At 41.1% G+C, this 21,027-nt stretch carries 22 protein-coding genes and 1 pseudogene; 2 read left to right on the top strand and 21 right to left on the bottom strand.

The genetic code is table 11. The features are described 5' to 3' along the window. Positions 1–17: 17 nt before the first annotated feature. The 8 genes from O3621_RS02195 to lepA all read right to left on the bottom strand — a co-directional run bounded on the left by O3621_RS02195 (position 18) and on the right by lepA (position 9,183). Positions 18–734, bottom strand: a complete 717-nt coding sequence (locus O3621_RS02195) for a DNA/RNA non-specific endonuclease (protein ID WP_314450461.1) — start codon at positions 732–734, stop codon at positions 18–20. A gap of 1,409 nt (positions 735–2,143) precedes the next feature. Further along, the gene (locus tag O3621_RS02190) at positions 2,144–3,070 is read right to left on the bottom strand and encodes a DNA repair protein RadC (protein WP_111675724.1); all 927 of its coding nucleotides are present in this window, start codon (positions 3,068–3,070) and stop codon (positions 2,144–2,146) included. A gap of 53 nt (positions 3,071–3,123) precedes the next feature. Beyond that, entirely contained in the window at positions 3,124–3,957 is an 834-nt protein-coding gene (locus O3621_RS02185) for an AraC family transcriptional regulator (RefSeq protein WP_314450446.1), read from the bottom strand. A 196-nt stretch (positions 3,958–4,153) separates the two neighbouring features. Continuing rightward, complete coding sequence (locus O3621_RS02180; RefSeq protein WP_314450444.1) at positions 4,154–4,648, bottom strand: YkgJ family cysteine cluster protein; 495 nt, start codon at positions 4,646–4,648, stop codon at positions 4,154–4,156. A gap of 167 nt (positions 4,649–4,815) precedes the next feature. Further along, positions 4,816–5,460 carry a hypothetical protein gene (locus O3621_RS02175; RefSeq protein WP_111675721.1) on the bottom strand — a complete coding sequence of 215 codons (645 nt, stop codon included), beginning with the start codon at positions 5,458–5,460 and terminating at the stop codon, positions 4,816–4,818. A gap of 104 nt (positions 5,461–5,564) precedes the next feature. Next, positions 5,565–6,356 (bottom strand): nicotinamide riboside transporter PnuC, encoded by a 792-nt coding sequence (gene pnuC / locus O3621_RS02170; RefSeq protein WP_111675720.1) that lies wholly within the window; start codon positions 6,354–6,356, stop codon positions 5,565–5,567. A gap of 330 nt (positions 6,357–6,686) precedes the next feature. Continuing rightward, positions 6,687–7,319, bottom strand: coding sequence for a hypothetical protein (locus tag O3621_RS02165; protein ID WP_111675719.1), 633 nt, complete (start codon positions 7,317–7,319; stop codon positions 6,687–6,689). Between the two features lie 40 nt (positions 7,320–7,359). Next, entirely contained in the window at positions 7,360–9,183 is a 1,824-nt protein-coding gene (lepA, locus tag O3621_RS02160) for a translation elongation factor 4 (RefSeq protein ID WP_227969477.1), read from the bottom strand. Between the two features lie 122 nt (positions 9,184–9,305). On the opposite strand from lepA, the gene O3621_RS02155 reads away from it, so the two are divergent. Next, positions 9,306–10,121 (top strand): Cof-type HAD-IIB family hydrolase, encoded by an 816-nt coding sequence (locus tag O3621_RS02155; protein WP_371513507.1) that lies wholly within the window; start codon positions 9,306–9,308, stop codon positions 10,119–10,121. Positions 10,122–10,203: 82 nt separating this feature from the next. Here O3621_RS02155 and O3621_RS02150 read toward each other — a convergent pair whose 3' ends face one another. From O3621_RS02150 to O3621_RS02120, 7 genes are all read right to left on the bottom strand, one after another. Continuing rightward, a complete protein-coding gene (locus tag O3621_RS02150; protein ID WP_111675716.1) occupies positions 10,204–10,779 on the bottom strand; it encodes an NADPH-dependent F420 reductase in 576 nt (191 codons plus the stop codon). Between the two features lie 235 nt (positions 10,780–11,014). Further along, positions 11,015–11,380 (bottom strand): TIGR02328 family protein, encoded by a 366-nt coding sequence (locus O3621_RS02145; protein ID WP_111675715.1) that lies wholly within the window; start codon positions 11,378–11,380, stop codon positions 11,015–11,017. A gap of 51 nt (positions 11,381–11,431) precedes the next feature. Beyond that, positions 11,432–12,526: a ferrochelatase gene (gene hemH / locus O3621_RS02140; protein WP_314450320.1), complete on the bottom strand. Its 1,095-nt coding sequence runs from the start codon at positions 12,524–12,526 to the stop codon at positions 11,432–11,434. A 195-nt stretch (positions 12,527–12,721) separates the two neighbouring features. Beyond that, positions 12,722–14,005, bottom strand: a complete 1,284-nt coding sequence (locus O3621_RS02135) for a glycosyltransferase (protein WP_111675713.1) — start codon at positions 14,003–14,005, stop codon at positions 12,722–12,724. Next, positions 13,974–14,621 carry a hypothetical protein gene (locus tag O3621_RS02130; RefSeq protein ID WP_172454727.1) on the bottom strand — a complete coding sequence of 216 codons (648 nt, stop codon included), beginning with the start codon at positions 14,619–14,621 and terminating at the stop codon, positions 13,974–13,976. The genes O3621_RS02135 and O3621_RS02130 overlap by 32 nt, the downstream gene beginning before the upstream one ends. Beyond that, the gene (locus O3621_RS02125) at positions 14,614–15,756 is read right to left on the bottom strand and encodes a glycosyltransferase (RefSeq protein WP_172454726.1); all 1,143 of its coding nucleotides are present in this window, start codon (positions 15,754–15,756) and stop codon (positions 14,614–14,616) included. Before O3621_RS02125 ends, O3621_RS02130 begins: the two co-directional genes overlap by 8 nt. Positions 15,757–15,758: 2 nt before the next feature. After that, on the bottom strand, positions 15,759–16,529 hold the full coding sequence (locus O3621_RS02120; protein WP_314450305.1) for an SDR family NAD(P)-dependent oxidoreductase: 771 nt from the start codon (positions 16,527–16,529) through the stop codon (positions 15,759–15,761). 138 nt (positions 16,530–16,667) lie between these two features. Here O3621_RS02120 and pepT point away from each other — a divergent pair, with 138 nt between their 5' ends. Beyond that, positions 16,668–17,891 (top strand): peptidase T, encoded by a 1,224-nt coding sequence (pepT, locus tag O3621_RS02115; protein WP_314450307.1) that lies wholly within the window; start codon positions 16,668–16,670, stop codon positions 17,889–17,891. Positions 17,892–17,936: 45 nt separating this feature from the next. Here the strand turns inward: pepT and O3621_RS02110 are convergent, their stop codons facing one another. The 6 genes and pseudogenes from O3621_RS02110 to O3621_RS02085 form a co-directional block, all read right to left on the bottom strand. Further along, positions 17,937–18,512 (bottom strand): DUF6572 domain-containing protein, encoded by a 576-nt coding sequence (locus tag O3621_RS02110; protein ID WP_371513502.1) that lies wholly within the window; start codon positions 18,510–18,512, stop codon positions 17,937–17,939. A gap of 25 nt (positions 18,513–18,537) precedes the next feature. Next, positions 18,538–18,879 (bottom strand): DUF2185 domain-containing protein, encoded by a 342-nt coding sequence (locus tag O3621_RS02105; RefSeq protein ID WP_314450311.1) that lies wholly within the window; start codon positions 18,877–18,879, stop codon positions 18,538–18,540. After that, positions 18,866–19,000, bottom strand: a pseudogene (locus O3621_RS02100) (ankyrin repeat domain-containing protein); the annotation flags it as partial. The gene O3621_RS02105 and the pseudogene O3621_RS02100, both read right to left, overlap by 14 nt. Before the next feature lie 41 nt (positions 19,001–19,041). After that, positions 19,042–19,839 (bottom strand): Imm47 family immunity protein, encoded by a 798-nt coding sequence (imm47, locus tag O3621_RS02095; protein ID WP_314450312.1) that lies wholly within the window; start codon positions 19,837–19,839, stop codon positions 19,042–19,044. Between the two features lie 180 nt (positions 19,840–20,019). Further along, on the bottom strand, positions 20,020–20,178 hold the full coding sequence (locus O3621_RS02090; RefSeq protein WP_314450313.1) for a hypothetical protein: 159 nt from the start codon (positions 20,176–20,178) through the stop codon (positions 20,020–20,022). 163 nt (positions 20,179–20,341) lie between these two features. Continuing rightward, positions 20,342–20,959, bottom strand: coding sequence for a hypothetical protein (locus O3621_RS02085; protein ID WP_314450314.1), 618 nt, complete (start codon positions 20,957–20,959; stop codon positions 20,342–20,344). Positions 20,960–21,027 lie beyond the last annotated feature (68 nt).

The following is a 21,027-nucleotide window of genomic DNA, read 5'->3' as shown; positions in this document are numbered from 1 at the left end:
CTTTCTGAGGAGTCAATTTACATAGATATCAGTAATTCTTGATTTAATTTCCAATCTGAATAATCAATACTATTATTTCTTCCGTATTTCACATTAGGAACAAATACATGTAAATCCCTTAAGTGACTTTTATTATTTGATATTGCTTGAAGAAGTATACCTCGTGGTACATTTTCTAAAGCATTATCATAGATTGCCTCAACTTGATAAAAAACCCTAAAATCGGTTTCAGATAATTCTAAAGCTTTAGTAATACTATCTTTGATTAGTTGCTCATAAACACGTTGAGAATTGCCGTAGCTTGTATTTAATTTAAAACCTCTACCGTTTGCCCACGGTGTTAGAGGTACAACATTTTCAAGATTTGTTTTTCGTGAATTAAACTCCTTTTCTGGTAAATTTCCAACTAGCATATACGGAAGTAGGTGCCCTGTATGAAATATTGAACCCTTATATTGACTATTCCCTTTTGACGTACCCTTTGTAATTGTTCTGTATGAAAGCATGGCCTTACCAATACTAGCTCTAGAATCTCTAGTTATATTTAATGCGAATTCATTAAGATTTGCCGAGCTTTCAAAAACATGCCTATCAAAATTTATAAAACTTGGCAAATCAAAGCTTCCATATTCATTATAGTATTGTTTGAATTGTTCTATATTATTAACTTTTATTTGGTCTAATACAGATTGAGTAATGCTATAGACAGCTTGATGTAAATGTGGGAATCCCATGTTGCCACTCCTTATATTAGATTTTTTTATAGTCATATTATACCATATTGTTAGGCAATTAAGACAGGTACTTATTGAGGTCACTCAAAATTGAATGTCCGCCAAATTTCTTATTTAAAGTGTTTTCAAAAACCCGGTTTCCGCTTTATTAAGCTTTTTGAAATTGATTAATTTTGATTTATTCACAAAATATTTCCGCTCTTTTTTCTAATGATAAATTGCAATAAAAAGTTCAACATTTATTCAACTAAAAGGTAACCAAGCAAACTCTTTTCCTATATCTGAAGTAGAGGTCTTTAGAAACTCTTTACAAAATCGTCTTGTAAATCGTTCAATAGCTGACAACATGGATTTAGCTGTTGTGTCTGGCATTTTGAATTCCAGATAAAACCGAGTCTTTCACTCCAGAAAGATTGCCAAACATCCTTTACTGCCTCCTCTTGAGGAAACCGATGTATCTAACTCCCAATTGCCAACGACTTCACGCTTTTTAACCTCTCTGAGACATTTAAAAATAAGAGTTCCGATTATGAACTTCCCTCTAGTTTCTGGATTCTTCCTATTCTTCACTTTCCGTCTTAAGATTTATAATTCAACCTGAATCACACCACTGTAAATACAATTGTAAATGGTTTTAAAGGTCACTATTTGTCTATTCTTTAGTTTAAAGCGACCTTGTATCTATTCTGGAGACCATGAAGCTTTTAGAGCAGTCTCTATTTCCTTTTTGAGTTCTGTGTAAAAATTTTTTTCGCCCTTTTTGTTTCGCGAAGTCGTCATACGATTTTTGAACTCTTTCAGCTGAACACTGTTCTGGAAAACGTTTCATCTCTCTACTGATAGTTGATTGATGGACACCAATATTAGTGAAAATTGGGAAAAATTCAACCCTAATCCAGATAGGTCTCTATCTTAATCCGTTCCTTTATGGTCAAATGATAGTAGCTCATAGAATCTTCTTGTGTATGGGGTGGTGTGGTTACTTACAATTTACACTATCTGAGATTCTGTGAGTGTTTTGTTGTACTATATTTTACAATTTATCGAATCCAAAAGGAATTTGAGCAAGAAATTAAACTTAAATTCCAAACCATTTTTTAAAGTGAAGACAACTAATTTATTTACTGCAATGATAACCAGTTCTACTATATATCCATAGCATCTCGTCAAAATCGGTTAAAAGTTTTTTTAAAGTGTAAGATCATTGGCAGAATTCTTTTGATTTAAAGCTTTGATACAATCTAAACAATTATCAAAATATATAACTAAAATAACCAGCCGCTCAAAAATAAACGGCTGATTTCTAATCTACTTCACCACTGGTATCCAGAGGTACATCTGATAGTCTGCTATCCCTTATTTCGATTCTGCTACATTCCCAAACAGCATCTTCGTTTTTCTCACTTCTTCTACTCTTCTTTATAGTTAATACACAAATCTCTAAATTTATTATCTAGCGCTGCAATATCAAACAAGACTTCTGACAGTTTTTGATAATCTTCCTTGATACAAAATAGATGAGCTTGGCCAAACAATTTTGCTAAATTTTCTTTTAGTTCAGATCTGACCGTATCGTGGTCTTTTAAGAAGTTGCTCATGTATAGATTTCTGATAGAAGCTAATTTGAAACTAAAGTATTGATGAAGATGTTTTTGTTCTTCATTCAAGCCATTCTCCGCTACTGACTTAGCATATCTTGCTATCACATTCTCCTCGCCGTGCTCATATCGTTGCTTCATCAGTATAGATGTTTTCTGGTAAACTTCTTTGGAAGTAGGAGATTTGATTTTTTTAAAGTTTCCCCACATGGAGAAAGAACCTCTTTTATAGTCGATATTTTTAGCTTCCCAGGCTTTCGAAAATTCTGAGAAAGTCATTTTCATACAAGCAAAGCCTGCTGGATCATGGAAATAGATAAACTCATCATCTAGATCATAAACCGAAACAAAATGGTCCACCCCATACAAATGAATATGATTGGGATTATAAGTCAGATACCCCATGTCCAAAGGCCCAAGAACAACTGGTCCGCCGAGCAAGAACTTACTTAAGATCTCTCTGATAGAGATATGATTCACCGCATTTGAATCCTTTATATAGTATTCATCATATGTAAAACCCAGAATGTTTAAAGAATGGCTGATAGAACTGTCTGGCATCCCATTATCAAAGAAGACTAAGGGGTGTTTTTCATCTTCCTTTATAATACTAGCGCCATTTCCCATTACCATAATGGCTTCCAAAAACTCAGGGCGAACATCATAACCATACGAATGCAGCGCCATCGCAAGTGAATATGTATAGCAAAGAGAAACGTCCCCAAAATACATCTGCATAGCATCATCCTCCTCTGTAATCATCGCCTAAAAAATGACTTGCAATCACCATTTTATTTCACCACAGGTATCCAGAGTTCCATTTGATAGTCTGGGGAGTACATATCACCCTCGGTGTAAACTTCAAAATCTGGTGCTCCTGAGTGGCGATAGCCAGTTTCTGGAAAAAAGACTTCCAAGACATATTTCCAAGCATGGTGGATGCTGGCTGGTATAGCCCCCTTGACTGGTACGATGGCATATTCAGCTTCTGCGATTTCTTTGATTGACAGACCTAGTTCTTCTGCTTTAGCTTTATCCTTCACATCATAAGCGGCCATATAGTTGATGATTTCGCCTTCTTTGACATCCGAGCAGACGCCAAAGGATTGGCCACTGCCCAGACTCTCTAGGCTTTCAAAGCTGTGATTTGCATAGAGCTGCTCCCAAGCGGATGGGCACTGGCTATTGTCAATAGCTTTCAATAGGACGCCTGCCACAGTAAAAGCAGGTTTCTTTTGAATCTTGATATCCATGTTCTTTCCTCCTGTAATCTTTAAGGATAATTGAAGTCTAGGAAAGACGCGATAAGGTCTTCCATTTCGAACTTCTGAGGGAGTCGCACCATGGAATTTCTTGAAGGCTGCGCTAAAGGCATCCGCAGACTCATAGCCGTATTTCAGTGCTATATCAATGACTTTCTCAGAGCTTTCCCGCAAGTCTGTCACTGCTTCTGACAGCCTGCGATTGCGTAGATATTCCGCTAAAGTCATATCTGCTAGGATGGAAAAGAGCCTGCTAAAGAGAGCATAAGAATAGCCCGATAGCTGCTGAAATTGTTGCAAGTCCACTTCTGCGTCCAACTTGCTTTCCAGATATTCCATGGTTCGATTGAATTGATGCATCATATTCTTTTTCACCTCATAAAAGATACTAAGGCTCTTAAAAGCAAAGTGAAAATAGGAAAATTTGCGGAGGGGCTCCTGCTCCGAGAAAATTTTATCTTTTTCACACAACTTTTAGGCCGTGTTCAATTCTAACTATAGTCTAACAGATATAAGATACTTCCGCCCTAGAATTTTTGTACAAGATTTATAGGGGATTTTACAACCTATCCCGCAGCTTCTCCACAAAGAGATAAGCCGCTGGACAGGTCAGGGTATTTCTGATTGTCAGATGATTAATCTGATGAATCTTCTTACGGTCTGTGTGAGGGAACTCACGGCAGGCCTTGGGACGGACATCATAGATTGAGCAGAGATTGTCTCCACCTAAAAAAGGACAAGGCATGGCCTTGAAAACCTTGTCACCGTCTTCGTCCACCTGCAGAAATTCCTCTTCAAAAGCCGGCAGCTTCATCTTGAAATACTTGGCAATGCGGACAATGTCGGCTTCCTTAAAGTCCGGCCCCAGAGTTTTACAGCAATTGGCGCAGGCTGTACAGTCAATCTCCTCAAAGACCTCATCATGGATTTGCTGGGCTAGTTTATCAAGGTTTTTTGGTGGTCTCTTCTTGAGACTGGCTAAAAATTTTCGATGCTCTTTCTGCTTCTGCAGAGCTAACTGATGGTACTTTTCAAGGTCGATTTCTTGAGTCATATATTTTTCTTTCTGTATTCAAATTGTTTTTATTATATCATAAAATGAGCGCTCTTAAATATTGTCAAACCCCAAAAATATGACATATTCCACCTCACAAAAAAATCTGAGAACCAGTCCCAGATTTGCTTTTTATAAACTTAGAGAGTTATCATCAAATGCTATCGCTAAATGTTTTTTCCGCCGTCCTTGCTGACGCTCCAAGTTTCTTCGATATAGGGGATAAACTCATACAGAGTATCTTCATCGCCTTCAAAGGACATCATATAGACTTTATCACCTTGTTTGAAGACCCAAACCGTTAAGTTTTGAGTGGATTTTAAAACAACATTAATCTGAAAGGCTTCATTTCCAGCTACGGTACTCTTTGCTCCCCAAAAATCATCAACTTCCTTATTATCCTTCCAGTGGTAGGCAATACGTTGGGCAATGGTTTCAGCGTTGAATTCTTCACCTTCTCCAATGTTAGCTTTTTCTTTTGTATAAGCGTTCATCGTGACAATGTTATAGCCACTTCCATCCGTATACTGGACACTGTCGCCACCATCTACGTCTGTAAACTTTATCCAATTATCAGGAATACTGATATAGCCATAATCATCAGAGCCGACCCGCTGCGTACCAGTAGTCTTTGACGAATCTTTTTCTTTACGACTGCTACTACTTGTATCGCTGTCATCTCTCAGGGAAACCCGACTAGAGGAATCAGATGGTTTCCGACTTCTATAGCTCCTGATAAGGCTACAAGAAGACAGGGAAAGACCGGCTAAGATTATCAGGGAGAGCAGAAAGTACTTCTTTTTCATGGTCATTCCTTCCTAAATCTAATAAATTTTACTAACACTAGTTTACCATATTTTTAGGACGAAAGGAAAGAGAGACATTGTCGCATCCGATTTCTTTTCCGTTTATAGGACTATGCTTTTTTAGCAGCCTTATTCCACTGGTACCATCCGACCAAACTGTTGATTAAATAGATCAAATATTTCCCTTGAATCTGAAGACTCTCACCCCACCAGAGGTAAATAGAAAAAATATTGGTCGCTGCCCAGAAAATCCACTGTTCACGATAAACAGCCGTCATCAAGATTTGCCCTACACCATTTGTCGCATCTGTGATTGAATCACGATAAGGACGATTAGCCCCCACAGACTGATAAATCAAGCCAAAGACCAACCACCAAAGCATACTGAGCGATAGATACTTTGTCCATCCTTTGGCATCTAGCTTACGAGCAACAAACTCTTGCTTTTCTTTTTTAAACTGACCTTGGTAAATCCACACCAAGAGTCCAATTGGCTGCATGATGGTAAAGTAAAGAGTCGTCAGGACCTCGCCATAGAAGCCTTTCTGCAAGGCCAAAATCAAGTAAATCACAGAATTAATCAAACCAAAGAGGTAATTGCTAGCCCGTCCTTCAGAAACGAAGATCACACAGATAATCCCAGTCAGACTGCAAATCATCCCCGTCCAATCCACGATGCGATGTTCATATATCAGCTCCAGCCAGAGCGGAAAACTCCCTAGAATCAAGAGATAAACCCATTGACCTAGACTGCGATGAGCAAACAAATCGTCCCAGATAAGTTTCAAGGTACCAGAAAAGCCGAGCTTCTTCATACTAGTCACCATTCGTTTATAGCCACCAGACATTTCAGAAAGCGTCAGCTTCATGTTTGCGATTTTCTTTTGGATATAAGTATTCATTCTTTCTCCTTTTGTTTTTTAAGAGCCGTGTCAAATTGACTTACGGATGCAACGCTCTATTATTTTCGAACACGCATAAGGTCTGTCTTATACAGTGTTCACATTTTATCATATTCCTATTTTAGAAAATGTCAAGTAAAATCAAAAAAAGATTTCCTAACGTTCGGATTTCAAGAAAAGACCTACAAATTTTTGTAAGTCTTTTTACTTAGATTTGATAGTAGCCGAACATTTTTTCTGATTTGTTACTATCTTTTTGTGAAACATAATTAGCTTCTACACTGAAAAAACAAGAGACTTAATAAATAGGCCTCTTGTTTTTTTAAACTATTATTCGCTGACTGCTCCCTTGCTATCAAGACTCCAAGTATCTTTCATGTTTGTAATGAAATCATCAAGAGTTTCTTCGTCGCCTTCAAAGGATAGTATATAGACTTTGTCATCTTTTTGGAAAACCAATGTATTAGCAAGTTGTCCCGATTTCAGAATGATGTTTATTTGAAAGGCTTCTATTCCTGAGACAGTACTTTTAGAGCCCCACATCTTCTCAATATTATCTTTTTGACTCCAATTATAGGCTACATGTTGAGCAATTGTTTCTGCATTGAAAGTCTCACCATCTGCTACTTCAGCTTCTGCCTTAGAAACAGCATTCATGGTAACGATATTATAAGCAGAACCGTCGGTATATTGGATAAGTCCCTCAACCTCTGCATCAAAAAATTTAATCCATTTACTTGGGATATCGATATAACCAAACTCTGGAGAACCAACACGTTTTGTTTCTTGATTGGTTTTGTTCTTGCTTCTTTTAGAAGAAGAATTTGAAGAATTCTTTTTCACTTGTGCACTGAAACTAGTCGAAGAACTAGATTGATCAGGCTTTTGTCCAGACTTGGCACACGATGCAAGAGTAAGTGAAGTTAATACCAGAACTGCTCCAAGCAGATACGATTGTTTCATGATTTTCTCCTTTTGGGATATATCCTAGAGATATAAGACTTTATTCCTCATCCATACTCAGGACACTGAGGAAGGCTTCTTGTGGGACTTCGACAGAACCGATAGCTTTCATCCGTTTTTTACCGGCTTTTTGTTTTTCTAAGAGTTTGCGCTTACGAGAAACGTCACCACCATAACACTTGGCCAAGACATTCTTACGCAAGGCCTTGATGTCTGTCCGAGCCACGATTTTCTGTCCGATAGCGGCTTGAATAGGTACTTCAAACTGCTGACGAGGAATGATTTTCTTGAGCTTGTCTACAATCAGCTTACCGCGCTCATAAGCAAATTCCTTGTGAACAATGAAGCTGAGAGCATCCACCTTGTCGCCATTGAGGAGAATATCCATCTTAACCAGCTTGGACGAGCGATACTCAGAGATTTCGTAGTCAAAGCTAGCATAGCCACGAGTAGAGGACTTGAGCTTGTCAAAGAAGTCAAAGACGATTTCAGCAAGCGGGATCTGATAGATGACATTGACCCGATTATCATCGATGTAGTCCATAGTCACAAAGTCACCGCGCTTGCGCTGGGCCAACTCCATCACCGCACCGACAAATTCCTGCGGCACCATAATCTGCGCCTTGACATAAGGCTCCTCGATGGAATCAATCTTGGTCGGGTCCGGAAACTCGCTCGGATTGGACACATCAATTGAAGCCCCATCTGTCATATTGACCTTATAGATAACGGATGGCGCCGTCATAATCAGATCAATATTAAACTCACGCTCCAAACGTTCCTGAATGACGTCCATGTGAAGCAAGCCCAAGAAGCCACAGCGAAAACCAAAACCAAGGGCTTGAGATGTTTCTGGCTCAAACTGCAGACTGGCATCGTTTAGCTGGAGCTTTTCAAGCGCCTCGCGCAGGTCATTGTATTTATTGGACTCAATCGGATAGAGACCAGCGAAGACCATAGGATTCATCTGCTTGTAGCCAGCCAGTGGCTCTGCTGCTGGATTGTCCGCCAAGGTCACTGTATCTCCGACCCGGGTATCCTGTACCGTCTTGATAGAAGCCGCGATATAGCCAACATCCCCAGTAGCCAAGAAATCACGACCGATGGCTTTCGGAGTAAAGATGCCGACCTCAGTCACGTCAAAGGTCTTGCCATTGCTCATGAGCTGAATGGTATCCCCCGGCTTGACCACGCCGTCCATAACCCGCACTTGCAGGATTACCCCACGATAGGCATCATAGACTGAGTCAAAAATCAAGGCTTTGAGTGGTGCTTCAACATTTCCAGTCGGAGCTGGAACTTTTTCCACAATCTGCTCTAAAATTTCCTCAATTCCGATGCCAGCCTTGGCAGAAGCCAACACGGCTTCGCTTGCATCCAACCCAATCACGTCCTCAATTTCTGCCCGCACCCGCTCTGGATCCGCAGCTGGCAGGTCAATCTTATTGATAACTGGCAGGATTTCCAAGTCATTGTCCAGCGCTAGATAGACATTCGCCAAGGTCTGAGCTTCAATTCCCTGAGCCGCATCCACGACCAAAACAGCCCCTTCACAGGCCGCTAGCGACCGCGATACCTCATAGGTAAAGTCCACGTGTCCTGGCGTGTCAATCAAGTGGAAGATATAGGTTTCACCGTCCTTGGCAGTATAATTGAGCTCGATAGCATTAAGCTTAATGGTAATGCCGCGCTCCCGCTCTAAGTCCATGCTGTCTAAAAGTTGGGCCTGCATTTCCCGGCTGGAAACTGTCTCCGTCGCCTCCAAAATCCGGTCAGCCAAGGTTGATTTCCCATGGTCAATGTGGGCAATGATGGAGAAATTGCGAATCTTCTCCTGACGTTTTTTCAAATCTTCTAAATTCATTTGTCTCATCCTTTTAGGGTATTCTATTTATTATAACACAAGACCAGTGATTTTTCCTATAGACTCGGACTTTCTCTATAAATTATGCTATACTAGTCAGAGAATAATTTTGGAGACACTTTATGATTAAAATTCTTGCACTTGATATGGACGGCACCTTACTCAACAGCAAAAAAGAAATCCCCCAAGCTAACATTGAAGCTCTGCACCGAGCTATTGAGAAAGGGGTCAAATTGGTTCTTTGCACAGGTCGTCCCTTGGTCGGCGTCAAGCCTTATTACAACAAGCTGGGCCTTGCACAAGAAAACGAATATGTCATCGTGGACAATGGCTGCGCTACACATCAGACCAGCGACTGGAGTTTGGTGGACTGGCAAGAGCTTAGCGGTCAGGATATTCGCTATCTCTACAGCCTGTCTGAAAATAGCCCTGTCCAGCTGACTCTCTTTGATGAGGAGCATTATTTCGTCGTCGGAGAAAAAGCCAGTTCCTATGTCGTGAATGATGCTAGCCTAGTATTCACCACTCCAACCAAGATTAGTCTGGAAGAGGCTTGCAGCGGTCAACACAGAATGTTTCAAGCTATGTTTTTAGGCAGCCAAGAGCAGGTAGATGCTTTTGAAGCTGACTTTGGCCAAGAAATCTGCCAGAGTTTCAGCGGTGTTCGCTCCCAGCCGGTCATTTACGAGGCCATGCCATCTGGTGTAACCAAAGCCTTTGCCCTAGAGCGATTGGCTAAACAATTGGACGTCAATCCTCAGGAAATCATGGCAATCGGAGATGCTAACAACGACATCGAAATGCTGGAATATGCTGGCCTCGGTGTAGCCATGGGCAATGCTTCAGATCATGTCAAAAGCCTAGCCGATGCCGTCACAGACAGCTGCGAGGAAAATGGGGTCGCTACAGCTATCGAGAAGTTTATTTTGAACTCATAAAAGTATAAATCCCCAGAAGTCAAACTTCTGAGGATTTTGTTTTCAGTCTAAGAATTAGCCTGCTTTGAGGCTATTTTTTTCTTTATTTAATAACAGCAAAACCAGCTGTCCAGTTGATTTTCTCATGTGCAGCAAGTGTTATTTGCAAGAAACCCATTGCCTCTAATTCACGAGCACGTTTGAGCTCGCCCGCATCAATCGTATCTAAACCACCTTCTTGGATATATCCAGCAAGAATCTTCTTAGCTTCTTGGTCATCCGAAGCCAATTGAACAGTTGTTCTTTCTTTATCAGAGACTTGTTTCGAAGCAATTGTCGCCGCAAAATTTGTGTTAAAGGCTTTGACCACACGAGCTTCAGGAATTAACTTAGCAATTTCTTCTGCTGCTGAACTCCCAGCCGGTGTAAGCAATTCATCCATATTCTCAAAGTTTACAGGGTTAGAAATATCTACTAAGATTTTTCCAGCGAGCGCTGCTTTATTAGCTTCAAGAATGCTTGCAATTGCGGCGTATGGAACAGCCAATACAACAATATCACCCGCACGTTTTGTAAGACCTTCTTTCCCTACAAAATCAACTTCATGTCCACCTGAAGTGAATACACTTGCGATTGCTTGTCCCATATTTCCTTGTCCAAAAATTGTAATGCTTGCCATAATATGTTCCTCCTTTTAAGTTACAAATTTTTATTGTAATGCTCTTTGTTACATCTAAAATTATAACACACGGAATTGTAATGTCAATAATTACAACTCGGAAAATTTAAAAAATTTCGAGCTCCTAAAAGTCACTGGTATTTTATCACAAAAAACATATAAAAAAGGAAGAGCACTATATCTTCCTTTTTGTTGTTCTATAACCTTAATACTATGCCGTCTTGGCACTTGGAAATCAGACAATATCTATCCCCTTCTCTTTGAGATTTTCCAGGCATTCTTGCAGATAGGCTGCGTCATGCTCCGGATAAATGGGATGTTCGAGCTCCTCAGCTTGCAACTCCTGGTAGGGTGGGCAGGTTTTGCCACGGTATTCCTTGTCCAGCCAAAGGCTATCCGGCTGATAGCCCCGTCGTTGCATCTCCTCCATAATCAAGAGATGATAAGCATAGAGGCAATAAGGACTGTGCTCAAAAACATAGTTGACCGTCGCATGCGGCTTACCCCACCCTCGTCCACGTAAGGCTGCGCACTCTCGGTGCTGGCCTAAAAGCTGCTGGCGCGGAAGTTTTTCAATCAAATCTTGGTGCCAAAGTCTCACGGTTTTCTCCTTCTAGAATGATCCTATAAACTCATCAACGAATATGAACAATCAGCTCTTGGGCAGCTTTCCTGCTTTCTCCAGCATTTTCTTGACAAAATATGGCATCTTAACATTCTCGCGCCCTTTTTTCTCAATCAGCTTCTTGACGAAATCTGGCATTTTCAGCTCTTCATCCTCTGCAAGAATCTGGCTGCTCTCCTCCGACGGCTGTAATTCATCGAAGGTTTCTTCTTCTGGAAAGCATTCTTTGAAGGGTTCATGCTCATGGCGGCGGATAGTTTGAATCAGGGCATCAATTAGCCGGTCGTCTGCATTGGGCATAGGCGGTCTGTGATAAGCAACACCCAGATCATCGCAAAGTTCCTTGCACTCCACGTCATTATCAAAAAGGACCTCTATATGCTCACTGATAAAGCTAATCGGCACAAAAATATAATGCTGCGGATGTGTTTCTTGCTGGCGCATGTAGTCCAGAACGTCAGGTTTGATCCAAGGGAGTCCGATGTCACTCTCACTCTGCCAAACATTGAGATAATCCTCTTCTGTCAGACCTAACCTTTCAGCAATCAAGCGGGCATTGTCATAGATCTGATCAATGTAAGGATCTCCGAAATCCAAGGCCAGAATAGGCACACTGTGGGCTGAGAAGAAAATCTTGAAGGTCTCTTCTCCAACCTCTTCTGTAAGAATCTTTCTCAGCTCCTCTGCCCAATAATCAAGAATAGCTTCTTCCTGATACCATTCCTTAATGATATTAAAGCGGATGGAATCACTCTGGATAAACTTCTCATAGCCCATGACAGAATAGTAAGAAAAATGCGGCTCTAGAATCAAACAGATACAATCCTCAATACCATCCTCTTCCATCTGCTCAATCACATCTGTGATAAAAGGACGTGAGAATTTATTGGCAAAATAAACCGCATACTCACCAGATAAACGCTGACGGACCTTTTCCACCTCTTCTAGACTGATACGCTGCAGAGGCGTTCCACCAATGAGGACATAGTTATCATAGAGGGTCTGAATTTCATGGTCTTGCGGCCTGACACCGCGGCGAATGTTGGTAAAAAATTCAGCCACTCCCTCAAAGCTAATCTCCTCTGGCGAGCCAAAAGTCATCATTAGAATTGCTTTCTTCATCATCTTTCCTCTTCAGTCACTTCGAGAAAGCCAAGTTGACTTTCCAACGACTTTCTTGTAATCACTTTCATTTTAACATCTTAAAAAAGACTTGAATAGACCAAAAAACCTATTCCTTGAAAAGAATAGGAAAATTTAATAATTCAGACACTTTAATATTGGAAGTATGCTTTAATGATTTGTTGAGTTTTCCAGTTATAAATCAACCTTAAGCAGCCGCCCCAGCTCTTGATAGAGAATTTCTGTAGGCTGATATTCTTTGCTTTGCTGGGCAAGAGTTTTCAACTGAGACCAGTCCGGGCGATTTGTCAATTCCTTAAAAATGCGCAGCACTTCAGCATCGGTCTTTCTACGAGCTACCAGCCCTACTTGGGCTAGCTCAGCACGAACGGCATTATCAAACTGATCATAATCCTGCGGCAAAATGAGACTGGGAATCTCATGCTCAATACAGGCCATCATGATACCCGTCCCCGCATGGTGAATGGCAAAATCTATCTTATCCAGAATATCTGTATAAGGCAGATAGTCAAAGAGCAGCAGGTTTTCCGCCAGTTTGCGAGGAACATTTCCCAAGCCACTAGCTTCTCCCAAGGTGACGTAAAAGAGGTAATCTGGGTAGAGTAGGCTCAGTTTTTTCGCCCGCTCCACCATGCGCTCCTTCTCCCATTTCAAATGCGTACCGCAAGTCACTAAAACCCGCTTCTTATCGGTCTCAAAATAAGACTCATGTGCTTCAGGCAGACGATCAAAGGACAGGCATTTGTAGCCAACCCAGCGAAGATGCTTAGGAAAATCATCTCGAAACTCCAGCTCTTTCATGCCCAAAGCCAAGATAGAGTAAGGCGAATAAATAGCTTCTGTGCCGTCTTCCCGATAGAGTTTAAAATCTTGATAGTCTCCCAAACTCTTCCGGACCAAGGCAAAGGCCATTTTCTTTCCACAGCGAATAACTTGCCTGCCCAAGGCATCTCTGAACTTGTATAAGGCACCCTGATGAGGTTTCCATCCTCCCAAATAGGTCGGCGTTGTCGTCCGGCACTCAATCGCAACCGGACTCGGAATCGTGGTTATCCAAGGGATGCCAAAGCAATCAGAAATCAGGCCTGCTGGGGAAGCAACAAAATCCGCTATGACCAAATCCGGTTTACCACCCTCTTGCCAAATTCGATTTAACTCATCTATAACTTCTGGAATTAGTCTGGAATTGGCCCGAAACTGCTGATAGGCAATCAAAAGATTGCTTTGCTGCGGAGTATTGGCGATGTCTTCCATCACTGTCGGTCTTTCTGGAAAGAGAGCCAGACAGTCAAAACCAATTTCCTCTACTAGCTCTTTCTTTTGGCAGCCAGTGATGACCCGAATCCGAAAACGCGGATCCGTCAGCAGAGGCTTGACTAAGGTCAAAGTAGGCAGCAAATGCCCACTAAATGGCACACTAATCACATCAATCTTTATCACTTTTTCTAATCCAGTCATGAACTAATCCTTTCACATCTTCCCTGTATTCATAATCAAAATGGTTGCTATCCACCACCACATCAGCTGGATGGCCATCTAGAAATCTACTGTAAATATCCTTCTTTCCCTTAATGACCAGCAAGTCAATATCCTTGCGATTTAGGAGTCTCCGTGAAACAGGCCCTAGCGCAATCACTCTCAGTCTGAAGGGCAGCTTTTCCTCACCCAAGTCCTCCAGCCACTGAGTCAGCATATTGAGTCCAGAGCTTTTGCAGATAATGACAGCCTCCTCAACATCCAGTAAAGGAGATAAATGCCGCTGCAAAGCCTCCTGAAAGCGAGAATTGTAGAGAGTATGCCAATAGTAACGGATATTGGAAATGGAAGCATTCAGCAAGGTAACTTGGATTTGTCTCCCGTGCTCAAATCCCTGGTTAAACGGAAAATTGCTAGCCACCACTGAGAAATCTGGTGGACAAATCTGCTCAAGAAACTCAAGCTGTCCTGCTGTCAGACTAGCGCAGTTCAAATGACTGCTGCCACTGAGAAAAAGCAAGACTTTACTAGATTCTATCAAGGTTTGATCTAGCGACAGAGCATCCAACTTATCCAAGTACTGCTTCATCTTACTCATAGCGGATTTTCCCATCCGTCACTCGAATCTTCCTTCCCCGCCAGTTAATCACCCGCGGACTAAGCAAAACATAGAGGAAAAGCAAAGGCAAGAGTAAATCATTCAGCACTTCGTAAAACACTTCATCAGGATGCGGTTGAGTAGTTAGGATAAGGCGACGATAAGCCAGCATCCAAACCGCCTTAACCAAGAGCAAAAGCAAAGCCAGCAGCACAAAAGGCCAGCTAAGAATGAAACTGATGAGCAAAGCAGGAAGGGGCAGAAAACTAGGCAGAGCAATTAAAATAATAACCTTCCAGTCCAAGTGCTCCTTCAGATAGATAGAGCTAAAAAGCAGCCAACGCTTCATCTGCAGCAAATATCGCTTGGCATCCTTGATAGTAGTCCGAACATTACAGGTCACCCGCGTCTGGATAATCTCCACTCCCTTGCTGCGCAGAAAATCAGCCACAGCCAAATCATCACATAGATAGTCTTTAATAGCACTGAAGAGCCTCTGTTCCCTAGCTAGTTCAAGTGGCAGAATGTAGAACATTCCATTAATCGAGTGATTGGCTTTGACTTCTGCCATGGTAAAATAAGTAACGAAAGAATTTCCATTGACAAAAGCTGCCACTAGCTTGGACCAGAAATTGCTTCGTTCCTGATTATAGGGAATACCGGTCAAAATAACATTCTCACCCAGATGGTCTGTCAATTCTCCCATTTTTGAAAAATCAATGACACTGTCGTCGTCGAGAACAATCAGATATGGCCGGGTCAGCTCATCTATAATCTGCTCAATCTTATAACTCTTAGGATTAATCCCCTGAGGGACATCCTCCATGAGAAAAACGCGAATGCGCTGGGCATAGGAAGGATTTTGACAAATCTTGTCAGCCACTCGCTGCGCCTCTGAGTCAGACTGATCAATCAGCCAGTAAAACTCAACTGCTTCTGTCTGTTGGAGATTGGCTAGTAAATCATTTTCCAAACGGGGGTCACCAGATAGGATGGGCTGGACCACCGTATAAAGCTCCTCTTGAAAGTCTGATGAAGAGCTCTGCCCTTTTTTCAAATAAGCCAAAGACAAGAGCCAACGCAAGATAAAGAGAAGCAAATAGGCAGCAGCCAGCAGGGAAAAAATAAATTTCATGTTCAAAGCCCCTTTCGTAGATATGCGCCAATCAAACGGATAATCCATCTTTGCGGAAGTAGCTTCATGAGCCAAGCCAGTAGTCGATATCTCATGCCCACTATAGCATAGGAACGGCCTTGCTGGAGCAGTCTAATGATGCGCCGTGCCGCTATAACTGGACTCATCTGTAATTGATCACCACCCAAAGCATCCTGCAGCTCTGGAGGAAAGATGGCAGTCCGAACCGGTCCCAGTATATAAAGACAAACTCTCATTTCAGAGCCTTTGAGGCGCATCTCTTCTTGCAAGGCTAGACAGTAAGTCTGCAAAGCGGCCTTACTGGCGCTGTAAGCTGCCAGATAAGGATGGGGACAAAGTGCCGCTAGTGATGAAAGCTGGACAAGTCTTATCTTGCAATTGCGCTCCGCAACTTGCTTGATCAGCCGAATCGGTGCTTGGTAATTGACCTGCCAGAGGGCATTTTCAGCAGCTTCCGAAAGAGATAGCGCTGGACCAAAATTCGCCACACCGCAGCAATTAATCAGTAGATCTGCCTCTAGCTGCTGAGCAAAATCGTCTACCGCAGCCGCATCCAGCAAATCCAAAACTCTGCAGGAAAGCTTAGCTCTAACTCCAGACAAGTCCTCTTGCAACTGAGTGAGCTTCGCTTCATCTCTGCCAACCAAGACCAGCTGGTCTGTCCTTTGAGCCAGTTCTCTAGCCAGCTGACGACCTACACCTCCCGAAGCCCCCAAAATCACAGCTTTGCTGATTGTTTTTTCCATTTGCATAGATATAGTTTACCAGATTTTGACAAGATATAAAACTAATTGCTAGATTTTGCCTTTATACCCAAGAAACGAAAAACATTTCTCACTCTCCCCTGAATATGCTAAAATAGATTTAAATGAAATGAAAAAGGAGCATTTATGAAATATCCTAATCTTTTAGATCGTTTCCTGACGTATGTCAAGGTCAACACGCGCTCAGACGAGACATCTACAACTACACCCAGCACCCAGAGTCAGGTGGACTTTGCCAACAATGTCCTCATTCCTGAGATGAAGCGGGTCGGCTTGGAAAATGTCTACTACCTGCCCAACGGCTTTGCAATTGGAACTCTGCCAGCCAATGACCCTAGCTTTACCCGCAAGATTGGCTTTATTTCCCACATGGATACAGCAGACTTCAACGCAGAGAACATCCAGCCGCAGGTCATTGAGAATTATGATGGCGGTGTGATTCCGCTAGGACAATCTGGCTTTAACTTAGATCCTGCGGACTTCGCCAGTCTCCATAAATACAAGGGCCAAACTCTGATTACGACTGATGGAACAACCCTTTTGGGAGCAGACGACAAGTCAGGTATTGCTGAAATCATGACTGCTATCGAATACCTGTCTGCCCATCCAGAAATCAAGCATGGAGAAATCCGAGTTGGCTTTGGACCAGATGAGGAAATCGGTATCGGGGCTGATAAGTTTGATGCTGAAGACTTCGATGTGGACTTTGCCTACACAGTGGATGGTGGACCACTAGGGGAACTCCAGTACGAAACCTTTAGCGCTGCTGGAGCAGAACTGACCTTCCAAGGCCGTAATGTCCATCCGGGAACTGCTAAAGACCAGATGGTCAATGCTCTCCAGCTGGCTATTGACTTCCACAGCCAGCTGCCAGAAACCGACCGACCAGAGAAGACCGAGGGCTACCAAGGCTTCTACCACCTGATGAACCTGACCGGGACTGTCGAAGAAGCTCATGCTAGCTACATTGTCCGTGACTTTGAGACAGAGGCTTTTGAAAATCGCAAAGCTGCTATGCAGGCTATTGCTGACAAGATGAACCAAGAGTTGGGCAGCGAGCGCGTTATCCTGAGCCTCAAAGACCAGTATTACAACATGAAGCAGGTCATTGAAAAGGACATGACACCTATCCATATCGCCAAAGCAGTCATGGAAAGTCTGGACATCCAGCCTATCATCGAGCCTATCCGTGGCGGAACTGACGGCTCTAAAATTTCCTTTATGGGTATCCCGACACCTAACCTCTTTGCCGGCGGTGAGAACATGCACGGCCGCTTCGAATATGTCAGCCTAGAAACCATGGAATGCGCTGTCGATACCATCATCGGAATTGTTTCCTATCAAGAGTAAAAAAAGCAACCACAGAAATTCACGAGGAATTTCTGTGGTTTTTTCTCACTCTGGCAATTCTACCTTCAAGCTCATATCTGTAGGTTGTAACACTTTCTGAACAGCTGCGAGAAAGGCCAAACCGTTGTCAGATGGAGAATACTGGAATGTGATATGGATGACTTTTTTATTAAAGCTATCGCCGTATCGTGCCACATACTGCTTGTTTTCGAGGAAGTAGATGTAGTTGTTGAGCTTTTCTTGAAGCTTCAACAGATGTTCTTCTTCGGTATCTGGAAGCCAAAGATTACCATCTATTAATAAAAGTTCCAAGTCTGTATCACTCGTTCCGATTGCATCAATTTCTGAAACATCTAACTGAATAGGGATACTTTTAATCCTACATCTAAACTTTACAATCTCATATAATTCTTCAATAGCATCCTTTTCTCTTTCAAAACTAGCTTTTTCATGTAACTGTTGACGTTCAGTCACCTCATACACTATAAATCTATTTGCACTTAAATCCTGATAATAACCTATCGCAAACTGCTCTAAAACCTTTTTATTTAAGTGTACAGGATAATATTTCACTTTACTACTATTATGTTTCAAAAAATCTAATAATTCCTGTTTCCTCATTAGTTTTCCTCCATCATTGCTATATTCAGCTAATGATTTCCTCGATAGTTGTTTCTCTATCTCTCACCAAATCATAAAATCCTACATGAACGCCTTCCTCATATAGCCAGCATAAGTCTGTACCGCATGGAGCTTCAAAAATTTCCAGCATAACAGGAGCAATTTTTACAATGCTATTTGCTCCTAAAATTGTGAAATTTTTTGAATTAGCTAGGTAAGCTTCATCATCTTCGATTGATAAAAGTGTCCAACCATTTAATTGGGGGATAGCAGATTTCTCACGATAGGAATATCGAATAGCTTTTCCATCAAGAATATTGTTTGAAACAACGAAACCACCAAAATCATTGTTATTAATTTCTACCATCTTCATACTCCTTTATAATATCAAGCAGACTACTTCTCCAAGAATATTCTTCCGCATAGTCTAGACACGATTTCCCAGATTTATTTTTCAATTTATAATCCGAACCAGCCTCTAGTAAAAGATTTCGGGATAAAATATTTTACAATCTTTTCTCCAACACTTCTAGTTTTCAACAGGATGACCATAAAAATACTTCATGCCTTCTACCCAATGTTTTTTGATTAGACGATCAATATAACTAATCATTAAATCAATTTCATCTCTTGAAATTACAACATTAGTGTAAACTGGAACTTTTTCGCCCGAATAGATAGACAAAAGTGACGATTGAAGATATAAATGATATTTTTCTTTCTTTTGAGCAGCGATGTGTAGAGCAGTCATAATTTCTTGTGTAAACAAACCAGGAAAAGCAAGAGAAGTATTATAATAATAACAATCTAAGTTTTTAGTTTTTACTACATCTATATATAGATTTCCTACTTCCTCTAACGTTGCGTTCTCTGATAAAACCGAGCGATATTCGAGAAAAGAATCCAACGCATCCTGTATAGCAATTTCTAAATCATTATCAGAATCTTCCCATTCTTGCCACAGCGTCAAAAGATATGGAATAACTTGATATGACATTGTTTCAACTGCACCAGTAACGAATGTAAAAGCTCCAAATTCCGATACAGAATCTAAAAAACGAAAATTATTAACATCTTTTAAATCATCATTTGTACACACTGAGCAAAATAATCTGATACATAAATTTAACACAGCTTCATCTTCTGTTTGATTCATTAAATCAATTAAAAGATTTTTAACGGAAAAATCTCCCTTTTTCATTATTTCAACAATTAACAGTATGCACTCACGCTCGTCTTGTACCGAAAGCAAGCTATTCTTTAATTCATCCAAACTTAATTGGCTTACCTCGCCATACCAAATTCCAGGCAGTAATACTTCACTCATCTATCAAGCTCCTATCTTAAACCTTGCTGTCTTTGCCATCTCAATACTTCATCTTGGAAATTAGTGACTTCAGTATGATTTGGATTATTTCCAAATACATATAGTCCACTTCTCTTTGATGTATTTTCAATACCTTTGATCCTTTTTACCATAACCATTTTCATGATAAAAACTAGTATCTTATCTTTCTAATTCTGAATGTCTAATCGTTGTTTCTCCAGTAAATTGAATATTTTCCGGAACATTCTCACCACCAAACGCCAACCCTTGTCTATTGTATCCTTTTGGCAGTTCACCTTTTCTAAGCATCTGTTGATAATGTGAGCGCGCTTTCTTCAACTCTTCTCCAGCGACAATCCTAGATGCATCAGGATCAGCCTACCATTTCGGATTATCTACATGACCTTTAACCGCTTCTTCGTAATACGGAACATAGACTTGTTGGCTTTATCACTGTCAATTTGTGCTTTTAAACTAGCATCACTCATTTTCTTCCCTCCTTCTATTCTGCTTGCTGTTCTCCAGAATTTTGCTGCCTCAAGTCTTGTAAGGATTTATCAACCACCTTCTTAATCGTCTCGTCATCAGCTCCAGGGATATGGTAATGAGAGTTACTATTATCACTACTGGAGCTTTCCGTTTGAGCACTTTCTTCAATGGCAGTTGACGAATTAGACATAGAAGATGTTGATGTGGTAGATGTGGTAGATGTTCCCTCATTAACCTTGAGTGCATCATTTAGCTCTTTATAATTAATCTTCTGCTGCTCAACAGGTCTATAGAATACTGCAAAGGAGAGAAGCAAAGCTAAAGTTGCACTGATACCTGCTAATGTCCTTTTATTAGCATCTACCGCAGGAATCTTTACTCCTTTTGTACTAAGTTCTTTCCATTCAGGATGCTCTTCTTCCATCGCTTTTTTCTGTTGCCAAAAAGGAACAAGCAGAAAATGATTCACTGGTATGACAGACGCCATGGCTGTTGCTAAAAATGGGATAAATCTGGAAGAACTAATTATTAGCATACAATCTAGTATGGCAAATAAAATGAAAAGGAAAATCACTAAAGCAAGACGAATTCTATACTCCTTTTTAACCTGTAAATATTTCTCTTGGGACATCTTAAAACCTTCCTTATTTTTAGTTTCATTTGTAATTTTTAATAGAGATAGTCAATATTTCTGTAAAT

The organism is Streptococcus sp. 20925_1_22, from assembly GCF_041431685.1.
Classification (GTDB): Bacteria; Bacillota; Bacilli; order Lactobacillales; family Streptococcaceae; genus Streptococcus.
Note: the sequence above shows the minus strand (reverse complement) of the source record. Positions and strands in the feature narration are given on the sequence as shown.